At 48.5% G+C, this 20,853-nt stretch carries 10 protein-coding genes, 1 tRNA gene and 2 rRNA genes; 1 reads left to right on the top strand and 12 read right to left on the bottom strand.

Translation table 11 applies throughout. The features are described from left to right. Positions 1-238: 238 nt before the first annotated feature. Complete coding sequence (gene cysM, locus R0134_RS00160) at positions 239-1,126, bottom strand: cysteine synthase CysM (protein WP_319782922.1); 888 nt, start codon at positions 1,124-1,126, stop codon at positions 239-241. A 127-nt stretch (positions 1,127-1,253) separates the two neighbouring features. After that, on the bottom strand, positions 1,254-1,865 hold the full coding sequence (locus tag R0134_RS00155) for a LysE family translocator (protein WP_319782921.1): 612 nt from the start codon (positions 1,863-1,865) through the stop codon (positions 1,254-1,256). A 170-nt stretch (positions 1,866-2,035) separates the two neighbouring features. Between R0134_RS00155 and R0134_RS00150 the strand changes: the two genes are divergently transcribed. Further along, positions 2,036-4,696 (top strand): bifunctional acetate--CoA ligase family protein/GNAT family N-acetyltransferase, encoded by a 2,661-nt coding sequence (locus tag R0134_RS00150; RefSeq protein WP_319782920.1) that lies wholly within the window; start codon positions 2,036-2,038, stop codon positions 4,694-4,696. Between the two features lie 24 nt (positions 4,697-4,720). On the opposite strand, the gene pelG is transcribed toward R0134_RS00150, so the two are convergent. The 10 genes from pelG to R0134_RS00100 form a co-directional block, all read right to left on the bottom strand. Beyond that, positions 4,721-6,094, bottom strand: coding sequence for an exopolysaccharide Pel transporter PelG (gene pelG, locus R0134_RS00145; RefSeq protein WP_319782919.1), 1,374 nt, complete (start codon positions 6,092-6,094; stop codon positions 4,721-4,723). Next, positions 6,075-7,589: a GT4 family glycosyltransferase PelF gene (pelF, locus tag R0134_RS00140; RefSeq protein WP_319782918.1), complete on the bottom strand. Its 1,515-nt coding sequence runs from the start codon at positions 7,587-7,589 to the stop codon at positions 6,075-6,077. The genes pelG and pelF overlap by 20 nt, the downstream gene beginning before the upstream one ends. Further along, positions 7,586-8,560: a hypothetical protein gene (locus R0134_RS00135; protein WP_319782917.1), complete on the bottom strand. Its 975-nt coding sequence runs from the start codon at positions 8,558-8,560 to the stop codon at positions 7,586-7,588. Before R0134_RS00135 ends, pelF begins: the two co-directional genes overlap by 4 nt. Then, positions 8,523-9,866 (bottom strand): PelD GGDEF domain-containing protein, encoded by a 1,344-nt coding sequence (locus R0134_RS00130; protein WP_319782916.1) that lies wholly within the window; start codon positions 9,864-9,866, stop codon positions 8,523-8,525. The genes R0134_RS00135 and R0134_RS00130 overlap by 38 nt, the downstream gene beginning before the upstream one ends. 30 nt (positions 9,867-9,896) lie before the next feature. Then, positions 9,897-10,409: a hypothetical protein gene (locus R0134_RS00125; RefSeq protein ID WP_319782915.1), complete on the bottom strand. Its 513-nt coding sequence runs from the start codon at positions 10,407-10,409 to the stop codon at positions 9,897-9,899. Between the two features lie 12 nt (positions 10,410-10,421). Continuing rightward, positions 10,422-13,970 (bottom strand): tetratricopeptide repeat protein, encoded by a 3,549-nt coding sequence (locus tag R0134_RS00120; RefSeq protein WP_319782914.1) that lies wholly within the window; start codon positions 13,968-13,970, stop codon positions 10,422-10,424. A gap of 55 nt (positions 13,971-14,025) precedes the next feature. Beyond that, positions 14,026-16,758: an endo alpha-1,4 polygalactosaminidase gene (locus tag R0134_RS00115; protein WP_319782913.1), complete on the bottom strand. Its 2,733-nt coding sequence runs from the start codon at positions 16,756-16,758 to the stop codon at positions 14,026-14,028. 246 nt (positions 16,759-17,004) lie between these two features. Continuing rightward, positions 17,005-17,119, bottom strand: a 5S ribosomal RNA gene (rrf, locus tag R0134_RS00110). Positions 17,120-17,233: 114 nt separating this feature from the next. Continuing rightward, a 23S ribosomal RNA gene (locus R0134_RS00105) occupies positions 17,234-20,126 on the bottom strand. 392 nt (positions 20,127-20,518) lie between these two features. Next, a tRNA-Glu gene (locus R0134_RS00100) sits at positions 20,519-20,594 on the bottom strand. Between the last annotated feature and the right edge of the window lie 259 nt (positions 20,595-20,853).

Raw genomic sequence — 20,853 nt, 5'->3', positions numbered from 1 at the left:
CTGAATACAAAAGAGGCATCGAATGATGCCTCTTTTTGGGTTTATCGTTTAAAACTATCCGTTGCTCTTAAGCCGTCTTCCTGATGCACATCAGGATCTCGGATTCAGAGTTAGTACTTTAAATGCTGCTAACGCAGCACCGCCGAAGTCCTCTTTACCAAAGAGACGGGCGGCTACAAGGGCATCACGTATTTTAGTAAGGAGCGGAATTCCGTTTAGCTTTTACCCTTCGCTCACGCTAACCAAACACGCCTGATGATAAATAGCGGTCGCCGCGGTCGCAGATGATGGCCACAATAATGGCGTTATCAATCTGTTCGGCCAGTTTTAGCGCGCCGGCAACTGCACCGCCGGAGCTAACGCCGCAAAAGATACCTTCTTCGCGCGCTAAGCGCAGCATAGTGGCCACCGCCTTATCTTCACTAATATCCAATACTTGATCGACACGGCTTTGCTCAAAGATGCCCGGCAAATACGCCTCGGGCCAACGGCGGATACCCGGAATACTGCTGCCTTCGCAAGGCTGCAAGCCGACGATTTGTACGTCTGAATTTTGCTGCTTCAAGTACTGAGACACACCCATAATAGTACCGGTAGTGCCCATGCTGGACACAAAATGCGTCAGCGTGCCCGCCGTTTGCTGCCAGATTTCTGGACCCGTTGTTAAAAAGTGCGCCTGCGGGTTATCCGGATTATTAAACTGATCTAAGATCACGCCTTTGCCGTCGGCGGCCATCTTATCGGCCAAGTCGCGCGCACCTTCCATGCCTTCTTGCTTACTCACCAAAATCAGCTCGGCACCGTAGGCCAACATAGCCGCCTTGCGCTCTTCGGTGGCGTTATCAGGCATGATTAAAATCATGCGATAGCCTTTAATGGCCGCCGCCATGGCCAGCGCAATGCCGGTGTTACCACTGGTGGACTCAATCAGCGTGTCACCCGGTTTAATATCCCCGCGGGCTTCAGCTTGGCTGATCATGTTCAATGCGGGCCTGTCTTTCACCGAGCCTGCTGGGTTATTGCCCTCCAGCTTCACTAACACTTGGCTATTAGTATGGCTGGCCATGCGCTGCAAGCGTACGAGCGGCGTGTTGCCAACAAAGTCCTCTATGGTCGGAAATTGCATTGTTAATCCTTGAAAGCGATGCGTTTATACCATTTTACCCGATGCAGCCACGGGTCTCGAATGCTTATTCTCACAGCTGTTATGACTTGCTTGATAAAACCGATATTTAGCGAGAGCTTACGCGTAGCTAGCGCATGATCAGCCGAATTCCTAAGGCCATCATAATAATACCGGACAGTCGATTCATCATCACGGACGCACGTTTTTGCCCCTGTAAGCCGCGTTTTAATTGCTGCCCAAGTAAACCGTAAGCGCCATTACACAGGGTGGCGGTCAGGGTAAACACCACGCCTAATGCCAGTAATTGCATGGGTACGGAGCCCGACTCTGGACGAATAAACTGCGGCAGAAAGGCCAGAAAAAACAGTATCACTTTAGGGTTGAGCAAACCGACCATTAAGCCGCGATAAAAAATTTGTCGCCGGTTGCCGCTACTTTGTGCCTGCGGCAGATGAAACGCCGAAGCTGTGCGCAAGCTCATCCAGCCCAAATAGAGCAAGTAGGCTGCGCCAAGATATTTAATCACGCTAAAGATAATGGCTGATTGCATGATCAGCGCTGAGAGTCCTACCACGGCTAATAAGGTGTGCCCGAGATAGGACAATCCCAAGCCGAGCGCCGCCCACAAGCCTGCATAGCGTCGTTCGCTAAAGGCTTGCGATAGCACAAAGAAAATATCTGGGCCCGGTGTTAAGTTCAACGCCAAGCAAGCGGGAATAAAGAGCAACCAAGGATCCATCTTATACCTCTCAAGTTCACATCTTTAACAGCAGGCATAGGCCAAATGCTACAAATCTTAAGCTCAGCCTGGAGTGGCCCTGTAGTGGTATAGTTATTTATATCGCCATACTCGCTAGGTAACTAACTGCCTTACCTCGCTTACATTATCTCTACCACAAGGAACTTCCCATGCCGCTGCAAGGACTCGATGCCCTATTTAGCCCCGCTAGCATAGCCGTAATTGGTGCTTCACATCGAGATAACGGCGCAGGCAAGCTGGTGATGAAAAACTTGCTGGCGGGTAATTTCAGCGGCCCCATTATGCCGGTTAACCCTAAGTATGAAGCGGTGGCTGGGGTAATGGCATATCCGGATATTACTAGCCTGCCGTGCACTCCTGACTTAGCAATTGTCTGTACGCCCGCAGCTCAAAACGTCGAGATTATCGAGCAATTGGGTCTTAAGGGCTGCCGAGCGGTAATTATTCTTGCCGCCGGCACCTCGGCCGAACAACTCAAGCAAATGAAAGACAGCGCCCGCCTCCATAAAATGCGCCTGTTAGGCCCCAATAGTATGGGTGTTATCTTGCCCCATTTAGGCCTAAACGCCAGCTTTGCGCCCTTTCCGGCCAAACCCGGCCGCATTGCTTTCGTCTCACAATCGGCGGCCGTGTGCTCGACTATTCTCGATTGGGCTCGTCATAACGACGTGGGATTTTCACATTTTATTTCTTTGGGCGATGCCTGTGATATCGACTTCGCCCAACTGTTGGATTATTTGGCCCGCGATCGCCACACCAGCTCTATCTTGCTCTATATGGATGCAGTGCAAGACGCTCGCGCTTTTATGTCGGCCGCCAGAACCGCATCGCGCAATAAAGCCGTATTAGTAGTCAAAAGCGGTAAGACGCGACTCGGCGCCCACCTCGGTCATTTACACTCTGGAGGCAATGTGGGCATGGACGCCGCCTACGACGCGGCAATTAGGCGCGCCGGCATGTTGCGAGTACGCGATACCCACGACTTATTTGCTGCCGTAGAAACGCTCAATCATGCGCAAAGTTTACGAGGCGAACGCTTAGTCATTCTTACCAATGGTGGTGGCCCGGCCATTATGGCTATCGATACCCTAGTGGCGCGCGGCGGTAAGCTGGCAAATTTAAGTGAGCAAACCCAGGCTCAGTTAGATCGGGTACTGCCCGCCGCTTGGTCCCATATCAACCCCATCGACATCGTCGGTGATGCTCCGGTAGAACGCTATCTCGACAGCTTAAAGGTGTTACTCGACAGCGAAGATTGCGATGCGATTCTCATCATGCATGCGCCTTCCGCCTCTGTATCTAGCACCTTAGTGGCCAAAGAAATCATTACGCTGTTGCACAGTCACCCCAGAGCCCGCCGCGTTAATATTTTAACCAACTGGTCAGGCGAAACCAGCGCCTTTGAAGCTAGACGCTGCTTTACCGAAGCCGGCATTCCCACTTACCGCACCCCAGAGAGTGCGGCCGGCGCCTTTATGCACTTAGTAGAATATCGACGTAACCAAAAATTATTAATGGAAACGCCTGAGTCTATTTCCGATCTACCCAGCGATAAAGAAACGGTGAAAGCGGTCATTCAAGAAGCCTTTGCCCAGCATATTTATCAGCTAGATACCCACGAAGTCAGCCGACTCATGGCCGCCTATGGCATACAAACACTGCCGACTTGGATTGCTTCAGATAGCACAGAGGCGGCACACATTGCTGAGCAAATTGGCTATCCGGTAGCTATTAAGCTGCGCTCACCAGATATTGCGCATAAATCAGACGTGTCGGGCGTGGTGCTTAATTTACGCTCGGCGGCTGAAGTGGCGCAATCTGCCGATGCTATTTTTGACCGAGTTAGCCAATCCTACCCAGGCGCGCGCATTACCGGCCTAATGGTGCAACGTATGGCACACCGCGCCGGCTCCCAAGAGCTGCACATAGCGGTGCGCTCAGACCCAGTATTTGGTCCCATTATACTGTTAGGTGATGGCGGCATTGATTGGGACGGCGAAGAACAAGCCGCAGTCTCGCTGTTACCCTTGAACATGACGCTGGCCCGCTACTTGGTTATTCATGCCCTAAAAACCGGCAAGCTGAGAGCCAACCGTTCTCATAAATCACTGGATATGGAAGCCGTGTGCCGAGTGCTCACTAAAGTCTCACATCTGATTATAAATCATCCAGAGATTACCCATTTGGATATCCATCCTTTGCTGGCGACCGAGAAGGAGCTGATCGCACTGGATGTGAGCCTAAAACTGGAGCCATTCGAGGGAGAAGGCCAAGCGCGACTCGCCATTCGGCCTTATCCAACTGAGTGGGAAGAGCAGGCAAAACTTAAAGATGGCAGCATTATCTTAATGCGTGCCGTATTACCGGAAGACGAGCCGGCTCATAAAGACTTTATAAATAACGTATCCGATGAGGATCGCTATAAGCGCTTCTTTGCCAATGTGGTGATCGGCCATGAAGAATTAGCACACATGACCCAAATTGATTACGACCGCGAGATGGCGTTCGTCGCCATTGCCAGCGACGGCAAGATACTGGCAGTAGTAAGGGCGATATCGGACCCCGACAACGAAGATGCTGAGTTTGCCATCCTAGTACGCTCAGATCTCAAGGGCATGGGCTTAGGCCGCTTATTAATGGAAAAAATAATCCGCTATGCGCGTATTAAAGGTATTCACAGCCTAAGCGGCATGACCATGCCCACTAACCGCGGCATGATTAATCTTGCCCGAAAATTAGGTTTTAAGGTGAAGGTAGATTTAGAAGAAGGAGTCGCCGAGTTGAAGTTGCAGCTGGCTCGAGGGGAGTGATATCAAACCTGCTCCCCCCACTAACTAGGAACGCTGCAGCATAAAGGTCCGGTACTCTAAATCGTTAAACTGCCTGTTTAGCATCACCAGACCAATTAGAGTGGTGAGTAACATGGTGATAGCGAAACCATACCCATAAAAGGTGGGTCCGAGATCGATACTGTAATATGCCAGTGTGAAGTTGCTGCACATCATAAAAAAGGTCAAGAATAAGGCGGCGTAACGACGATCCAGGTAATACATTACGTTCAAAATCGACATTACCAATACCTGCAGGCTGACACCTACCAGCACAATATGGAACAGAGGAAGATAGGTGAGATCAATATTCAATAAGGTAAGAATATCCTCAGCCCATAACAGCAGCAGTGCCAGCGCCATACCCTGCACCTTAAAAATATCGTAAATACTACGCTGGCACGACAGCACCATTTTATCTCGGAGTAGATTAATCGTCGTTAAAGTTGCACCTTGTCTGACCGCATCGTAAAACTTTAAGCAAGCATGGGCGAAACTGGTTTCCATCCTCAGCATAAACACCGCCATACCCGGAATAATTGCCAGATAAGCAATGAAGATAGGCAAATCATAAATGTAGGATGCACGAAATGGTGCAATGATCAGATGAGAAGTTTCTTCTCGAAACCAGAACACGAATTTATCCAGCCACACCCCAAGGTTGTAAAACAACCCGCATGCGATCAGAGAATAAAAAGCTTTTCCACGGTGTAAAAACTCAAATGCCACCAATTGTCGCGCCGGAAAATCCCGAAGTACAAACAGCAGAAAAGAGAAGGTCAAGACGGCTTGGCAAAAACAGAATATGAGTAATAAACCCAGCAGATTCAGCTCAGGGATGGTCAGGCTTAGTAATATCATCAAGCCATAACTCAACGCCATGGTGATCAGGATCCGATAGTACTTTTTCATACCACTGAGAAATATAATGATCAGCCACTGGTTACATAGCAGCACCAAGCAAGTAAAAATCGTCACTTTTACCGCTGGTGTTATGCTATCGGTACTAACCATAATGGCCGTTCCTATTATACCGGCAATGACACTCGTAATGAGCATAGAGCCAAGCAAGTTTGGCAACACCCGCTCATCTTCGCTTGCATAAAGCCGGTCAGAAATGAAGCGCGTAAGAAGCAGCTGAAACAAGCCGCTGATAATGAGTGAGCCGGCCATAAGATAAGTAACGATAACCAGAAACTGTACCATCGCATACTTAGGAAACATCGAGCCCATACCCAGCAGGCCAATGGTCAGCAACGCTAGAATGGATATTACCCAAGGTCCCGAGCTAATAATACCGGCCAAGCCATAGGCTTCCAATACGGAAAGCAGCGTATTCTTCTTCAGTATTTTTCGCAGTTCAAAACCGATTCCCGCCATCAATAGCCTCCTGGTAAAGTGTTCTATATACGTGATGCATATCCGTTTCGTTGTAATAGCGAGTGACGCGCTGTTTGCCTATATCGCCGGTTTTGTGCCATTGAGAGGTATTGGTTAAGGTGTCTATGATAGCGTGTGCCGCTTGTACCGGACTGGCAATCTGAATAATGCTGCCCGCCGCTCCCATGCTAGCGTCTTCACCAGGTGCGCCATGGATAATTTCACGACAAGCACCCACCTCAGTCGCGATACAGGGGATGCCGGAAGCCATAGCCTCAAGCAGTACCAGAGGTTGAGCCTCACTAATTGAGGTGAGCATCACGACCCCAAGCTTGGGCATCATCTCTGCCACGTTCTGGTTTCCTAGCAGTTTGACATGCTCGGTCAGGCCTAAACTGTCAATCAGCAGTTCGCACTCCCGTGCATAGGAGGGATCCTCTTCCGTGGGCCCGATAATCCAGCCTTGTAACGTGGGCATTACTTCGACCGCTCCCCGAATGGCACGGATAAACGTTTTAATATCTTTAATAGGCACCACTCGCCCGATCAAGCCCACCACTAACGGAGGCGTGACGGGCCGTTGAGCATAAGTCTCTTCAAAGCGGGCAACATCAATACCGTTGGTGATAACTTGTGTTTTGTATTCAGGGGCGCCGTCGGCATGCTGACGCTGCCGGTTTCCTTCAAACAACGATATGATCTTGTCAGCTTTATGATAGGCGGTAAGGCCCAATTGCTCGAAAAAGCGGACCCACGTTTTTCGCGTCTGATCCATTTCTTTATGCATACTTATATCGATCAAGCTGTGGCGGTCTTCGATCCAACTCGCCTGAGACAAATCAATTTTTCGCTCTTTGGTATAGATTCCGTGCTCAGTAAGGATGTAGGGTCGTTTGGTTTTCTGCTTGCATAGCGCACCTAAAAATCCAGCATAACCAGTAGAGAGGCTATGAAAAACCTTCGCGTCCGGCAGGTTTTCAGCAATATGCGCCAGCGTAAAAAGAGGTTGATGAATATTACGGTACGTCCAGAAATAATCGACGAAAGACTTGTGAGGAGAGATGTCTCGGTAGCGCTTGCTCAGCACTTCCCAAGACGAGCGGCTGTAGAGAAAATCTGCAAGAGACAAACTGTTGTTATTACCAAGCTTTGAAAAAACCGCATCCAGTAGCTCGTCAGGTATGGGTTCTTTTGCCTGCTCTAAGTAAGCGACAAGCTGGCCCCACTTTTCAAACATGTCACTGTCACCTTTACGCGCAGTTGGAGTCAGTTTGTCGGGCGTATGTAACAGGTAATGCGCTTCAAAGCCGACCACATTGTCCGGCAGCTCATACACTGGCTCACCGTAAAATTCCGGCGAGCCCCCGAGAAAAATAAGATGAAAGTGATACTGCGGTAACCCACTGATGATTTGATGCAGCCAGCTAGATACACCGCCTCGCACATAAGGGTAAGTTCCCTCCAATAGCAGGCAGATATCTATTTTTTTAGTCATAACCAATACTCCTTGAGCTGGCTTAATTGGCTACTATTTTTATCGGGCAGGAGGGAGAGATACTCTCGAGTCTGATCGTAATCTTTTACTAGATAGGCCGCTTCTGCCAGATAGGGCACAACCAGCTCTAACTGCAATCCCTGCTGACTGGCATGCTTTAAATGAATCATGGCTTCCTCTGGACGCTGCTGTGCAAGCAATACCCGCCCCAACAACAGACTATTAGAGGCACCGCTTTTTTTCTCAACCGACAGCCTGAGATACTGCTCGGCTTGCGTCAGATAATGTTTCTTCAAGATACCTTCTGCAATACCGAGGTAGCACAGTTCCCAGTAATGCTGGGCTATGTTGTAGGCAATATCAGGAAGCGGCTGCTGTTGATAACGTTGTTTGTAATTGGCAATTTGTTCATTAATTTGATTTTCAATGGCTTCTAACGCCGCATACGCCAATAAGCGTGTATAGTCAGCCGCGTCTTTCAGCGCCAGCTGGAGTAAGGGTACAGACTGTTGACGAGGGAGGTGACTAATGGCCGCCACCGCCAAGGCACGTTGATCCGACGAGTCACTGTGCACCAGTATATCCCTCAGCGCCCCTGCTCCGAATAGCGAATGAGTGACCGTCTCTTCTGTGGAACTTTGCGGCAGCGATAAGGCTTCTATGGATTGCCAATGATTGCTGTGCTGCTTCTTGGGAAAATATAAGGCTAATAACATCGAGCACGCAGTGCCTACGATTCCAACTACCGGCAATAATAGGCTGAATAGGAACAAGAAACACAAGGAGCCAAAGAGCGGGGTACAGTACTTTTTAGGCAGTATCAGCCAGCACCAACCGGTAAAGCTGGCACAAGCAACTGCATGACATATCAGTAGTAAAAGCCAGTCCGATAGGCCTAGGTGGGAGCTATTAAGCAGATAAATAGCAAAACCTTCAATGATGATGGTTTGAATGAATAGCAAGGCCTTCATCAAAGACTCCATATTGATAGGTTAAGTTCTTGATTTCCTCAAAATTCTTCTTAATTGAGAAAGGGCCTTGAATACCGATATCCACAGCTGGAGCACTGTTACTGGTACCAAATAGTTGCTCAATACGTTGAATATACTGCTGGGCGTCGTTTATCGACGATAAAGGCAGCAGCACAAACAGCGACGGCTCTCCTGTGGGGGATTGGCAAGTCCAGTAAATATCGGCTCCACGACGGTGATTGACGATAGCATCCAAGCGTTTCTTCTGATGATTACTGCTGGCCGTATACACCACCAACTGGCTGTCAACGCCAAACTGAAGCTTACTTTGCTTTGCCTGAGCCAAATACTTCAGAAATAGATCGCCTTCTTCAGGCTGTAGCAACGGCGTGACTAATGTATCACTAAGTAAATTAGCCGCATGGCTGGCCACTAAAGAGAGCAAGGCATGATTGGCGAGTGTCTGTTGAAAGAATTTAGCGTTTTCTACCACTACTACCGCCTGTAAGACATTCTGAGTATCCAGCATCGGGATACAAAGCTGATAGCGAGATTTATGGGTCTGATGTGCCTCCGTTTTGGCGGCTGACAGTAAGGTGCGCTGCTCTAGCATGTCTTGCAACATAGGGTCATTAAGATCAAGCTTATGCTCATCACCGAGCCTAGCGCGAGGCTCAACATCAATATGACCATTTACAATCTGGTAGACACCGGCGATTTCTAAACCCCCTATCTCTGCCAGCAGATGCAAAATCGGCTGACCGAGTTTATCCAAGCGGTTGGAACTGTGTAAGGTAGCGATATCATGCAAAGCGCTAATACTAGCCCGCAGACTGACGGCCTGACCGGCGGCTCTTTGTTCCAACTTATCATGAGAAACCTTGAGCAAATAATAGTTTTGGGTAAAGCTTTCCAGTTTGCGACTCATCTCCCTGTGAGCCACAAACCGCTTATTATTTATTGCCTGCCAGTGATCCCGAAACTCGCCAGCCAGCATGGCTACCAGTAGTATTCCTACCGCTATCGAGAGCGGAAAGAGAGCCAGATTTCCTTGGGTACTCATCATGCTTGCAAGTCCCGCCAGTATGATGAGCGCGCAGGAAAAACCTTTGGCAAAGCCATAACGCAATGCCACCAACAAAGGTCCGAGCAAAGGCCAAAAAAATGACTGGGTAGTTCCGGTCACTGCGGGTACCCCTGATTGCAACCAGATATAAAGAGCAATAGCAGAGACCACTAGGGTTTCAAGCCACGCAATGCCATCCTGCTTAAAGCCAGATGTCATTAGATGCTGCAATTTACTCATAGGCTGCTCTCATTTTTTACGTCATGGATCTTATTCAACATTCAAACCATCCAACAGTTCATCGATGACTTTCTGCCCTGCACTAGTGACACTCTCCCGTCCCCAACCGCTACGAGCACCGCTAGCCCGCCATTGAGTTACATTATCGCCAGCGGATTGTACCTCTAGCGTAATACCCACGGCAGGCTCACCATCCAGTCCGCTTTTGTAATGCCACTCTTCAACCGAGCCACTGATAACATAATCGACATTCTGGCTAGCAAGCCAAGTTTGTGCATTTTTTCGTTTAGCGTTGTTATCAAGAATACTGGCTAAGTCGCTAACATCGCTGGCGGGATAAAATGTGGCATTAATACCTCTGGCGTAAAGATGAGTACCTAATATTTGCTCTGCTTTTTCCGCGGCCATCGGTGTATTGGAGTTATTGATCATCGGCATAATCGCCCAGCGGCTATTAGCAGGGAAAACCGGACTTTCGGGCACCTGATAGCTGCTACAAGCGGTTAGCGCGAGACTTGAAATAAGTAACCATGTTTTTTTCATCTTTTTATTCCCTTAAAAACGATAGGAGTATCCCAGCGACCACTTTAAAGCTTCGTCACCATTACGGTCTTGGCTCTGCCAGTCAACAGTCAATGAGACTTCATCATTGCCAAGTACTTCCCACCCCAAACCTGCAGAAACCGCCACATCAGGATGATCAGAACTCACGTTGTAACCCAAGGAGGTATCTACCCAATAACGTGGGCTGGGCACCGTGGGTCCCGGCAAAGCCGGTGTTCCTTGCCAAACTCGCTGGCCAATGGCCAGCCGTTGATATTCCTCACCAATAAAGTCGCCACTAGTGAGCGGCACAGAACCTTGGTGTTGTTTGTTAATGCCATCAAGCGGTGCATCACTCAGATTGATCTGCTGCATGTCTAGACTGGCATAAATCTGCCAAGCAGGGTCGTTAAAAAATAACTGTTCGCTAGCCCGCAGATTAAGGTCCCACCCTTGACCAATATCGTCACCATATCGGGTGGTGATGTCATGCCAACCCAACTGAAAAAATAATGCCTCCCGAGCTGTTGGCCGATAATTTACGCCAAAGCCGACGGTATTGTCTTTACCAGTTAGGGTAAGTAGTTGACTGCTTTCTACAGCTGCATCTAGCGCCACTTTTATTGAAACATCCCAGTAATCATTCAAAATATGTTGATAGTCACCAGAGAAGCCTAAACGCTGATCTCCGAGGCCATCGGCAATATCAACACCAAATGACCATCGGCTATCGTGGTTACGATAAAGCACCTCACCGCGTAGCCGCGTTTCATCCTTCATATCAATACCAGCAAGCAGATCTGGGGTATCGGCTACTTGAAAATCGGTCCCTAGCCGCCAGTTACCTTGTTGGTGGGGCGCATAATAATCCATACTGTAACGGGTAAGATCCCACTCTGTGTTATGAGTCGCGCGCGCACTGATACCATGAACCTGATCCGGATGCTGGCCTACATGTACTGCGCGTAGCTGACGTTCTGCCTCAGGATCATTTAGCTTACCGATCAACTCCTCTCCCTGCAGCCAAGCTTGGGCATACTGGCCAGTTAACTGTAGAGCGGTATTTTTATCTGCCACCGGTAGGCCCATAGACTGTTGCAGCAAAGCCTCCATGGCTGATCTATCTTTTTTCAGAATGGCCAGTCCCAGCTTTTGCCAGTCGGGTAGCGAGTACCCCTTAAGGGCGGTATGTTGATGCAACGCTTGTAAGTTATCTGGCCTGCCAAGTGCTAAATAATAACCAAATAGCTCCTGAGCATTAGCCTGATCTGGCTTATTAATCAGCGCTTGCTGTGTCAATTGCAGAGCCGCTCCTTCTCCTACAAACAAGGCCACCAAAGAGCGATAGGACACATCTCCCTCATTCAGTAATAGCAATTGATCAGTTAGCTGACTGACGAGATAACGCCGTAATAAATAGGCTTTCTCTTGTTCTCCACGTCTATCCAACAGACTGGCGTAATTTAGTAACACTGCAACCTGTGGCTCACCGGAGGTATCATCTTGTAGCAGCACGCGCTGATACCAAAGACTGGCTTCTTCCAACCGGCCCAACTGATCGGCCGCCGTAGCAAAAGCGAGCCAAAAAACACTATTGTGTTGTTGAGAGTGTCGATACTGGTCATAGATAGAAGCGGTAACCTCTCTATCATTAGTGTCAATGGCAAGCCAGAGCAAACCATTAATCGCGGTATCATCATAGGGTGCTAGCCGGAGGATTTGACGATAGAGTGCTGCGGCTTCGTCAGTTTGTTGGTTATCTCTGGCCAACTGCGCCCGATACAACAAGGTGGCGGTATTCTCTGCTAGGGTCGGATCTTGGCTGGCAAGCTCGACCAAACGGGCAAAAGTTTCTTGATCTTTGTTATCCAGGCTTGCTTGAATAGCCCCCAGCAAAGGAGCAGCATTGCCGTAATCTTGATAAAGTTGGACCAACTGCTCTATGTCCTCTCGGGACTTTATCGGATCACTGGTTCTTATATAACGATAGATATCCAGCTCACTACTAGCCCTAGTAATAAGCTGCTGATTGGCCTGCTGGGCAAATCCCCGTTCGCTGGTCTGCCAAGCCAAAGATGAAACTGTAGTGAGATAATCATCGTCGGCCTCAAACCAATTGCTGGCCGAAGTAAGAATCTGTAACGCTAGCTCAGGCTGTCGAGTCATAATATAGGCATCGGCAAAGCGCAGCGCTTCACTGGGTGTCGGCTGACGTAGTGCTAACAATTTGTGCCGTTGCTTGATCACGTTAGAATAATCGCCGAGATAACCATAAATCCGAGATTGGTGCACGATAAGCGCAGCATCATCTGGCCGTAACGCCGCTAGTAATTGCACACTATCTAATGCCGCCATTGACCCTTGGGCTTTTTCAATAGTGTTCACCCCATCATCATACTCAAGTTCATCAAGCTGATTTATTTCTGCAAGCTGCTGATAATATAAGCTTTCAAGATACATATCACCCAAGGCTCTGGCTTCAACGATGCCTTCGCGTAGTTGCGGTGTTGTTGCTCCCAATTCCAGTAAGCGCTGGCTGATATGTGACGCCTCTTCAATGTGACCCTGCCACCGATGCAGCGCATGTAATTGAGCTAAGTACGTTGGATCTAAATCTGTCTCGGTGACCTCGGTGAGCAATGCAGTGGCCAGTTCAAGATCGCCGGTGGCAATAGCCAGCTGGGCAGTAGACACTTTCAAGGTATTATCAGGTGTAATGGCCAACAGCTTCTTTGACTGTTCCAGCGCCATACCGGTATTACCAGCACGAGTTAAATGATCAATGGTCAGGCGGAGATAGTCGGGATCCAAGCTCAATTCACCCTGATAGTCTGCTATAAATCCTCGCCCTTGTTCAGTTTTCCCGGAACTCAAATACAAGTTCAGAATGCCAGCAGCTGTCTCTAGGTTCGGATCTTGCTGGAACGCCTCTTTTTGCAAACGAAGAGCCGGTTCATAATCAGAATTTTGCAATAACAGCGACACTAATTCTGGATAACTAGTTTGGCCGCTTTCCAAATGGGGCGACAATAGCTCCACCGCTTTCTTTGTCATCGACATTGTGATTGCAATATCAGCCAGTGTTCTGGCATCCTCGGCGTCAGACGGAGAGTCTACTCGCTCAAGAAAATGACGAAGCTTGCTCTCGCTCTCTGTAGCCCCCTCTTGCTGATCTTTGGTTTGATAAAATTTATTCTGCAACAATTTGGCATAAGTGACGGTTAGAGGCGAATCGCTTAGCTCACCATCCTTATCAAGAATTGACTCAGCCAAATCAATTGCCTTGTCCTGCTCCCCCATTTGAGCGTAGTTATCTACCAGCAGCTTGCTGACCTCCGCATTTTCTGGATCTCGGGTATGCATTTGCTCTAAGAAAATCTGGGATACCTGGGGAGAATTTGTCCTACTAAGAAGCTGAAGCAGTGTGCTTTGGCTAGGCGCCAATAACCACAGCACCCAAATAGCAATCACCGCTAGAATAACCACAGTACGGCGATTCAGCAGATTAAGCCTACTCTCGGATGGCTCTTGTTCAGAAACGTGCTTAGAAAATAATTCCATTATTTCTCGCCGTCAGGTGGATATCTACAGTCTTAGCAGATCAATTTATTAGCTACTAGCAGCGCAGCTCACCGCTAAACAGGCCGGCTTTCTCGCTGGTATAACGTACGGTATTTTCTACAGTGCTTACCTGGTGAAGTGTTGTATTACCACTTTGCTTGCACTTTGCAGCGTGGGCCAATTCAAACTCCAGCGGGACATGACTGAGAATACTCCAGCGGATAACATTACCGAGACGCTGCCATTTGAGCAGCTGTCCATTAGCATTCTTAAGACGAACGGTTCGATCCTTTTGATCTGATAAGGTTAGAGTTGCTCTAGCATCGGAAAGGAATAAATACTTGCCGTCTTCGCTGTCTTCCCAGCCAGCAATAGTACTCTTATTCATAACAGGCGTGCCAAGTCGATGAGGTAAGCGCAGGCTTTTTATGCCCGAACTGGTGATCTGCCATCGGCCGTCTAGCGTGTGAGCCAGCCCGGTTTCATATAAGGTTTTGGCCCGCATGGCATATTCACTCAAATAAAGCGGAGTCACTTTTTGCTGAATGGCCCACGCGTGAACATCTTTCACGGCTTTCAATGATGCAGGATAAGTACCAGAATACATATGATAATAAATACCAATGGTTTTTAATCTTCGCGGGCTACCCAACAACTCGAAGGTCTCAATAACACGGCGATAGCCTTCAAAATTTTCAGTCCATTCGCTGGTATAAACGTTTTCATTTAATACTGGAGCATAAACCTGAACGGCAGTAGGGTACCAAGCAATAGTAGGAGAAACTTGGGTTAGGCTACTATTACCGAACACCACATTAGTATTACCGCCATTAACATTAAGTAAATTTGCTCGCTCAGCAATACCCAGAGTTTTTTCATCTGGATTAGCTCCGCCACTCCAGAGAATAAGATTTGTTTTTTTATCTTTAGGGGCTAATCGCTGATTGATGTAATCAACACTGCCAATAATTTCCTTATGAAAGTCGACATCATAATTAGGAATAGGAAGGTTATCACCGTATTTTTTTTCTTTAATAGAGGTCGTGCTTTTCCAGAAAAACGGATGACTGAAGGTGTGAGATGCCACTTCAATATTCGGTAGAGAAAAAATATTACGAGCGATAGTTTCAAGCTCAGCACTGATTTCTGGATACAAGCCTTGTTTACTTACTTCACCTTCAATAACAGATACGGTCTGCGGAATATTAAAGGGCTTAAAGATATGCTCCATCAGTACTTCTGCGGTATACGGCTTACCAGGGAACCAAGACTTAGAGGGAAAACCATCACCATCAACATGGCTGGTTAAAATACGCCGTCCCGTTTCAGTAGTCACATCCGCCGCCGGAATCGCGGGAAGGCTAAGTATTCCCTCAAGCAAACGAAAGGGGTCAATTAACCAGACTTCCTTATCATTGGCCAAGGTTGTTATTGGCAATGGTGAAAGTGCCGCCCCTCCCCAAGGAGCACTGAACAGTAATCCGGCTGTATCTGCGGTATCGTCGGTAACACCAAGTAGTACTTCTACTTCTGGCTTGGCGCTGAGCCATTTGGAATATGTTTCAAACTCGCTAAAGGCAATAGTATTGGTCGATTTCAGCCAATCTTTGCCTTGGGAAATATTTATCTTACCTTGTAAATCGCCCGCAGTTTGCAACCCTAGCTCTGCTCTAAGCGCAGGCAAGGTGGGTAAATCACCGAGAAAGAGCATAGGACGAACGTTGAGGTGTTGTGCCAGCCATGCTTGCAGTTGAGGCTGCTGGTTATAAGTGCTTTCGTCCAGCCAAGCCACTATGGCCGCATAACGGTTGATATCCAACCGAGCAAAATCAATGGTATTAACATCCAAACATTCAGGTACATAACCCAAATATTCGATAGATGTGGCACCCAGTCGATGGCATAAAGAGCCAGTGTAGTCTTCCTGGGTACTGTCGAAAAACCCGAGCACTCGCCTAGCTATAGGCTCAATAGTACTGACGCCAAACTGATAAAGCAGGCCATCACTAATATAAGGCGTATAACCTTCATTCAGTAGACGTTGCGCAGCCACTTTTTGCGCCTCTCGCTCATTACCAGGAATATAATCAATGACGATGGCTTCTAAATTGAGAGCTTTAACCCTATTTAACTGATTAGTCAGCCATTCGCTATCGGTCTCGCTCATTTCTCGATAGCTATCATTGATAGGGTCATAGCCATGATAAAGAGATTCCGCTACCACCGCATGGGCAAAGTCACTGACCTGTTCCAGTACTTCAAAGCCGCGGTTCAAGATCAGTTTTGGTTTTGCATTCAACCCCGCTAACTCTTCGATAATCCGCGCTAACGCCTGCTGTTGACCAGCTTGAGCCGCTTCTTCTTCTGCAAACAGATAATAACTATCAAGAGTATCGAGAAAGAGACCATCGAACCCTTTAGTAACATACTGAGAAGCCCGTTGCAGAAGGTGCTCACGCCAAGCAATAGCAGACAAGTCCATTACATGACTTTGCCAATTAGTATTTTGTACAGGGGAGAGTAAGCTTAGCGACTCGGGCAGAATTTTTTCATCATATTCACCGATGCTGAGATAGGCAAAAACTTGGGTACCGGCTTTGTGTAGGGTTTCAATCTGTCGTTCAGTGATCAATGAGGGAGTCACAACAACCCGTTCATAGCTCATCAGTTCGCGTACTGAATCAATACTATCGTAATAGAAAGCAATGGATTTAGCTGGCCGCTCTGCACCTATCACCTGAATGAATAGGGTTGGCAACAGCAACAGAACCCAGATGAGAAGACGCATTACCACACTCCCTTGTCGATAGTTGTTTCGCGAGCAGAACTCTTCCTGAGTTAATCTGATCCGCCTCATCCTAATCTAGACTCAATTGAACAAACTAGATAATCAATTAAAACAAAAAACGCTATGGTTCACACTATTTAGTTAAAAATTTAGCGTTCTGTATGCCGCTTAGGATGTGAGGTATAAAATACCAAGCTATAGACATGAAAAAGCCCTTCACATCAGTGAAGGGCTTTTTAATTGGTTGCCTGGCAGTGACCTACTTTCACATGGCAGCTGCCACACTATCATCGGCGCGGCTGCGTTTCACTACTGAGTTCGGCATGGGATCAGGTGGTTCCACAGCGCTATGGCCGCCAGGCATAAATTGTAATCTGGAAGGCTGAATTTTGATTATCGTACTGTTGAGTACGCTAATCTGAATAATTTGTTTGGTAGTTCTTGACCGCAAGGTCTCACACTTCTTGGGTGTTGTATGGTTAAGCCGCACGGGTAATTAGTACAGGTTAGCTCAACGCATCGCTGCGATTACACACCCTGCCTATCAACGTTGTAGTCTCCAACGGCCCTTTAGAGGGCGTAAAGCCCTAGGGATGACTCATCTTGAGGCTCGCTTCCCGCTTAGATGCTTTCAGCGGTTATCGATTCCGAACGTAGCTACCGGGCAATGCATCTGGCGATACAACCCGAACACCAGGGGTTCGTCCACTCCGGTCCTCTCGTACTAGGAGCAGCTCCTCTCAATCATCCAACGCCCACGGCAGATAGGGACCGAACTGTCTCACGACGTTCTGAACCCAGCTCGCGTACCACTTTAAATGGCGAACAGCCATACCCTTGGGACCGACTTCAGCCCCAGGATGTGATGAGCCGACATCGAGGTGCCAAACACCGCCGTCGATATGAACTCTTGGGCGGTATCAGCCTGTTATCCCCGGAGTACCTTTTATCCGTTGAGCGATGGCCCTTCCATACAGAACCACCGGATCACTATGACCTACTTTCGTATCTGCTCGACCTGTCCGTCTCGCAGTTAAGCTGGCTTATGCCATTGCACTAACCGTACGATGTCCGACCGTACTTAGCCAACCTTCGTGCTCCTCCGTTACTCTTTAGGAGGAGACCGCCCCAGTCAAACTACCCACCAGGCACTGTCCGCAACCCCGATAAGGGGCCTACGTTAGAACATCAGACATACAAGGGTGGTATTTCAAGGTTGACTCCATAGCAACTAGCGTCACTACTTCACAGTCTCCCACCTATCCTACACATGTAGGGCCAATGTTCAGTGCCAAGCTATAGTAAAGGTTCACGGGGTCTTTCCGTCTAGCCGCGGGTATACGGCATCTTCACCGCAAATTCAATTTCACTGAGTCTCGGGTGGAGACAGCGTGGCCATGATTACACCATTCGTGCAGGTCGGAACTTACCCGACAAGGAATTTCGCTACCTTAGGACCGTTATAGTTACGGCCGCCGTTTACTGGGGCTTCAATCAAGAGCTTCACCCGAAGGCTAACCCCATCATTTAACCTTCCAGCACCGGGCAGGTGTCACACCGTATACGTCCTCTTACGAGTTTGCACAGTGCTGTGTTTTTGATAAACAGTTCCAGCCACCTGGTCACTGCGGCTGAGTCACGCTCCATCCGCAAGGGATTTCACATGCCTCAGCGTACCTTCTCCCGAAGTTACGGTACTATTTTGCCTAGTTCCTTCACCCGAGTTCTCTCAAGCGCCTTAGTATTCTCTACCCGACCACCTGTGTCGGTTTGGGGTACGATTCACGTGTACCTGAAGCTTAGAGGCTTTTCCTGGAAGCGGGGCATCAGTGACTTCACCGCCGTAGCGATTTCGTCTCAGGCCTCAGCATTGCGCGTCCGGATTTACCTAAACACGCTGCCTACACCCTTTCACCAGGACAACCAACGCCTGGCTCACTTAGCCTTCTCCGTCCCCCCATCGCAGTACACGTCAGTACGGGAATATTAACCCGTTTCCCATCGACTACGCTTTTCAGCCTCGCCTTAGGGGTCGACTCACCCTGCCCCGATTAACGTTGGACAGGAACCCTTGGTCTTTTGGCGTGGAGGTTTTTCACCCCCATTATCGTTACTCATGTCAGCATTCGCACTTCTGATATCTCCAGCATGCTTCACAACACACCTTCGCAGACTTACAGAACGCTCCCCTACCACGCACTCAATAAAGAGTGCATCCGCGGCTTCGGTGCATAGTTTAGCCCCGTTACATCTTCCGCGCAGGCCGACTCGACCAGTGAGCTATTACGCTTTCTTTAAATGATGGCTGCTTCTAAGCCAACATCCTGGCTGTCTGAGCCTTCCCACTTCGTTTCCCACTTAACTATGACTTTGGGACCTTAGCCGGCGGTCTGGGTTGTTTCCCTCTTCACGATGGACGTTAGCACCCACCGTGTGTCTCCCGGATAGTACTTTACGGTATTCGGAGTTTGCATGGGGTTGGTAAGTCGGGATGACCCCCTAGCCCAAACAGTGCTCTACCCCCGTAAGTATTCGTCCGAGGCTCTACCTAAATAGATTTCGGGGAGAACCAGCTATCTCCCGGTTTGATTGGCCTTTCACCCCCAACCACAAGTCATCCCCTAATTTTGCAACATTAGTGGGTTCGGTCCTCCAGTTGATGTTACTCAACCTTCAACCTGCTCATGGCTAGATCACCGGGTTTCGGGTCTAATCCTAGCAACTATTCGCCCAGTTAAGACTCGGTTTCCCTACGGCTCCCCTATACGGTTAACCTTGCTACTAAAATTAAGTCGCTGACCCATTATACAAAAGGTACGCAGTCACCCAACAAGTGGGCTTCCACTGCTTGTACGTACACGGTTTCAGGTTCTATTTCACTCCCCTCACAGGGGTTCTTTTCGCCTTTCCCTCACGGTACTGGTTCACTATCGGTCAGTCAGGAGTATTTAGCCTTGGAGGATGGTCCCCCCATATTCAAACAGGATATCACGTGTCCCGTCCTACTCGATTTCACATTAAAGGCAATTTAGTGTACGGGGCTATCACCCACTACGGCTGGTCTTTCCAGGACCATTCCACTATCGCCAAGAATGCTTAAGGGCTGGTCCCCGTTCGCTCGCCGCTACTAGGGGAATCTCGGTTGATTTCTTTTCCTCGAGGTACTTAGATGTTTCAGTTCCCTCGGTTCGCCTCGTTACACTATGTATTCATGTAACGATACTCTACTAAGTAGAGTGGGTTTCCCCATTCGGATATTACGGACTCAAGCGCTTCTTACCAGCTCATCCGTACTTAACGCAGGTTAGCACGTCCTTCATCGCCTCTGACTGCCAAGGCATCCACCGTGTACGCTTAGTCACTTAACCATACAACCCCAAGAAGTGTCCCGTTATGTGGCTAATACCGCCTGTCTCTTCGTTGTTACTCGGCTTCGCCCCCTCACATAGTAAACTATGCTCAGGTGCTCATTCTCGCAACGCCTCGATACCGACGCTATTCGCTCACCTAACCTCTACTTACGTACAGATTAGGTATCATAAAAAAAGATGCTTCTCTAAGCGGGGTCGTTTGCATCAGTGACTGATGCTTACAACTATATTTCGCCAAGAATTTCTAAGACACTTGCGTATCAAGAACTACAAATTATTTCTATCAGCTTTCCAGATTGTTAAAGAGCAAGAGTAATTAAACCCTAAGCGTTAGACTTTAAGAGACGTTAATCTCTAAAGCGTAATGCTTAGTGTTTGAGCGGCTTTAATGGCGTCCCCAAGGGGATTCGAACCCCTGTTACCGCCGTGAAAGGGCGGTGTCCTAGGCCTCTAGACGATGGGGACAAAACTCACGGGTACGAAGCTTCGCTTCGTAGTGAGTTTTGTAAGGGCGAGCGGTGAGCTCCGCGAACCCGAGCGACAAGAATAATGACATCCCTGTGCACCTTTGGTTTGCACCTTTCAAAACACACTTTTATGACTTTTGCTCAAGGTCTGCTGATAAAGTTTAAAACTTAGTCTGCACCTTTCCCAAATCGCACATTTACTGATGAAGGCCTGTTTACGTAGCGGGCTATAGGCAAACCCGCCACCACGCCTTCAT

Origin of the sequence: Oceanisphaera sp. IT1-181 (assembly GCF_033807535.1) — a bacterium.
Classification (GTDB): Bacteria; Pseudomonadota; Gammaproteobacteria; order Enterobacterales; family Aeromonadaceae; genus Oceanimonas.
Note: the sequence above shows the minus strand (reverse complement) of the source record. Positions and strands in the feature narration are given on the sequence as shown.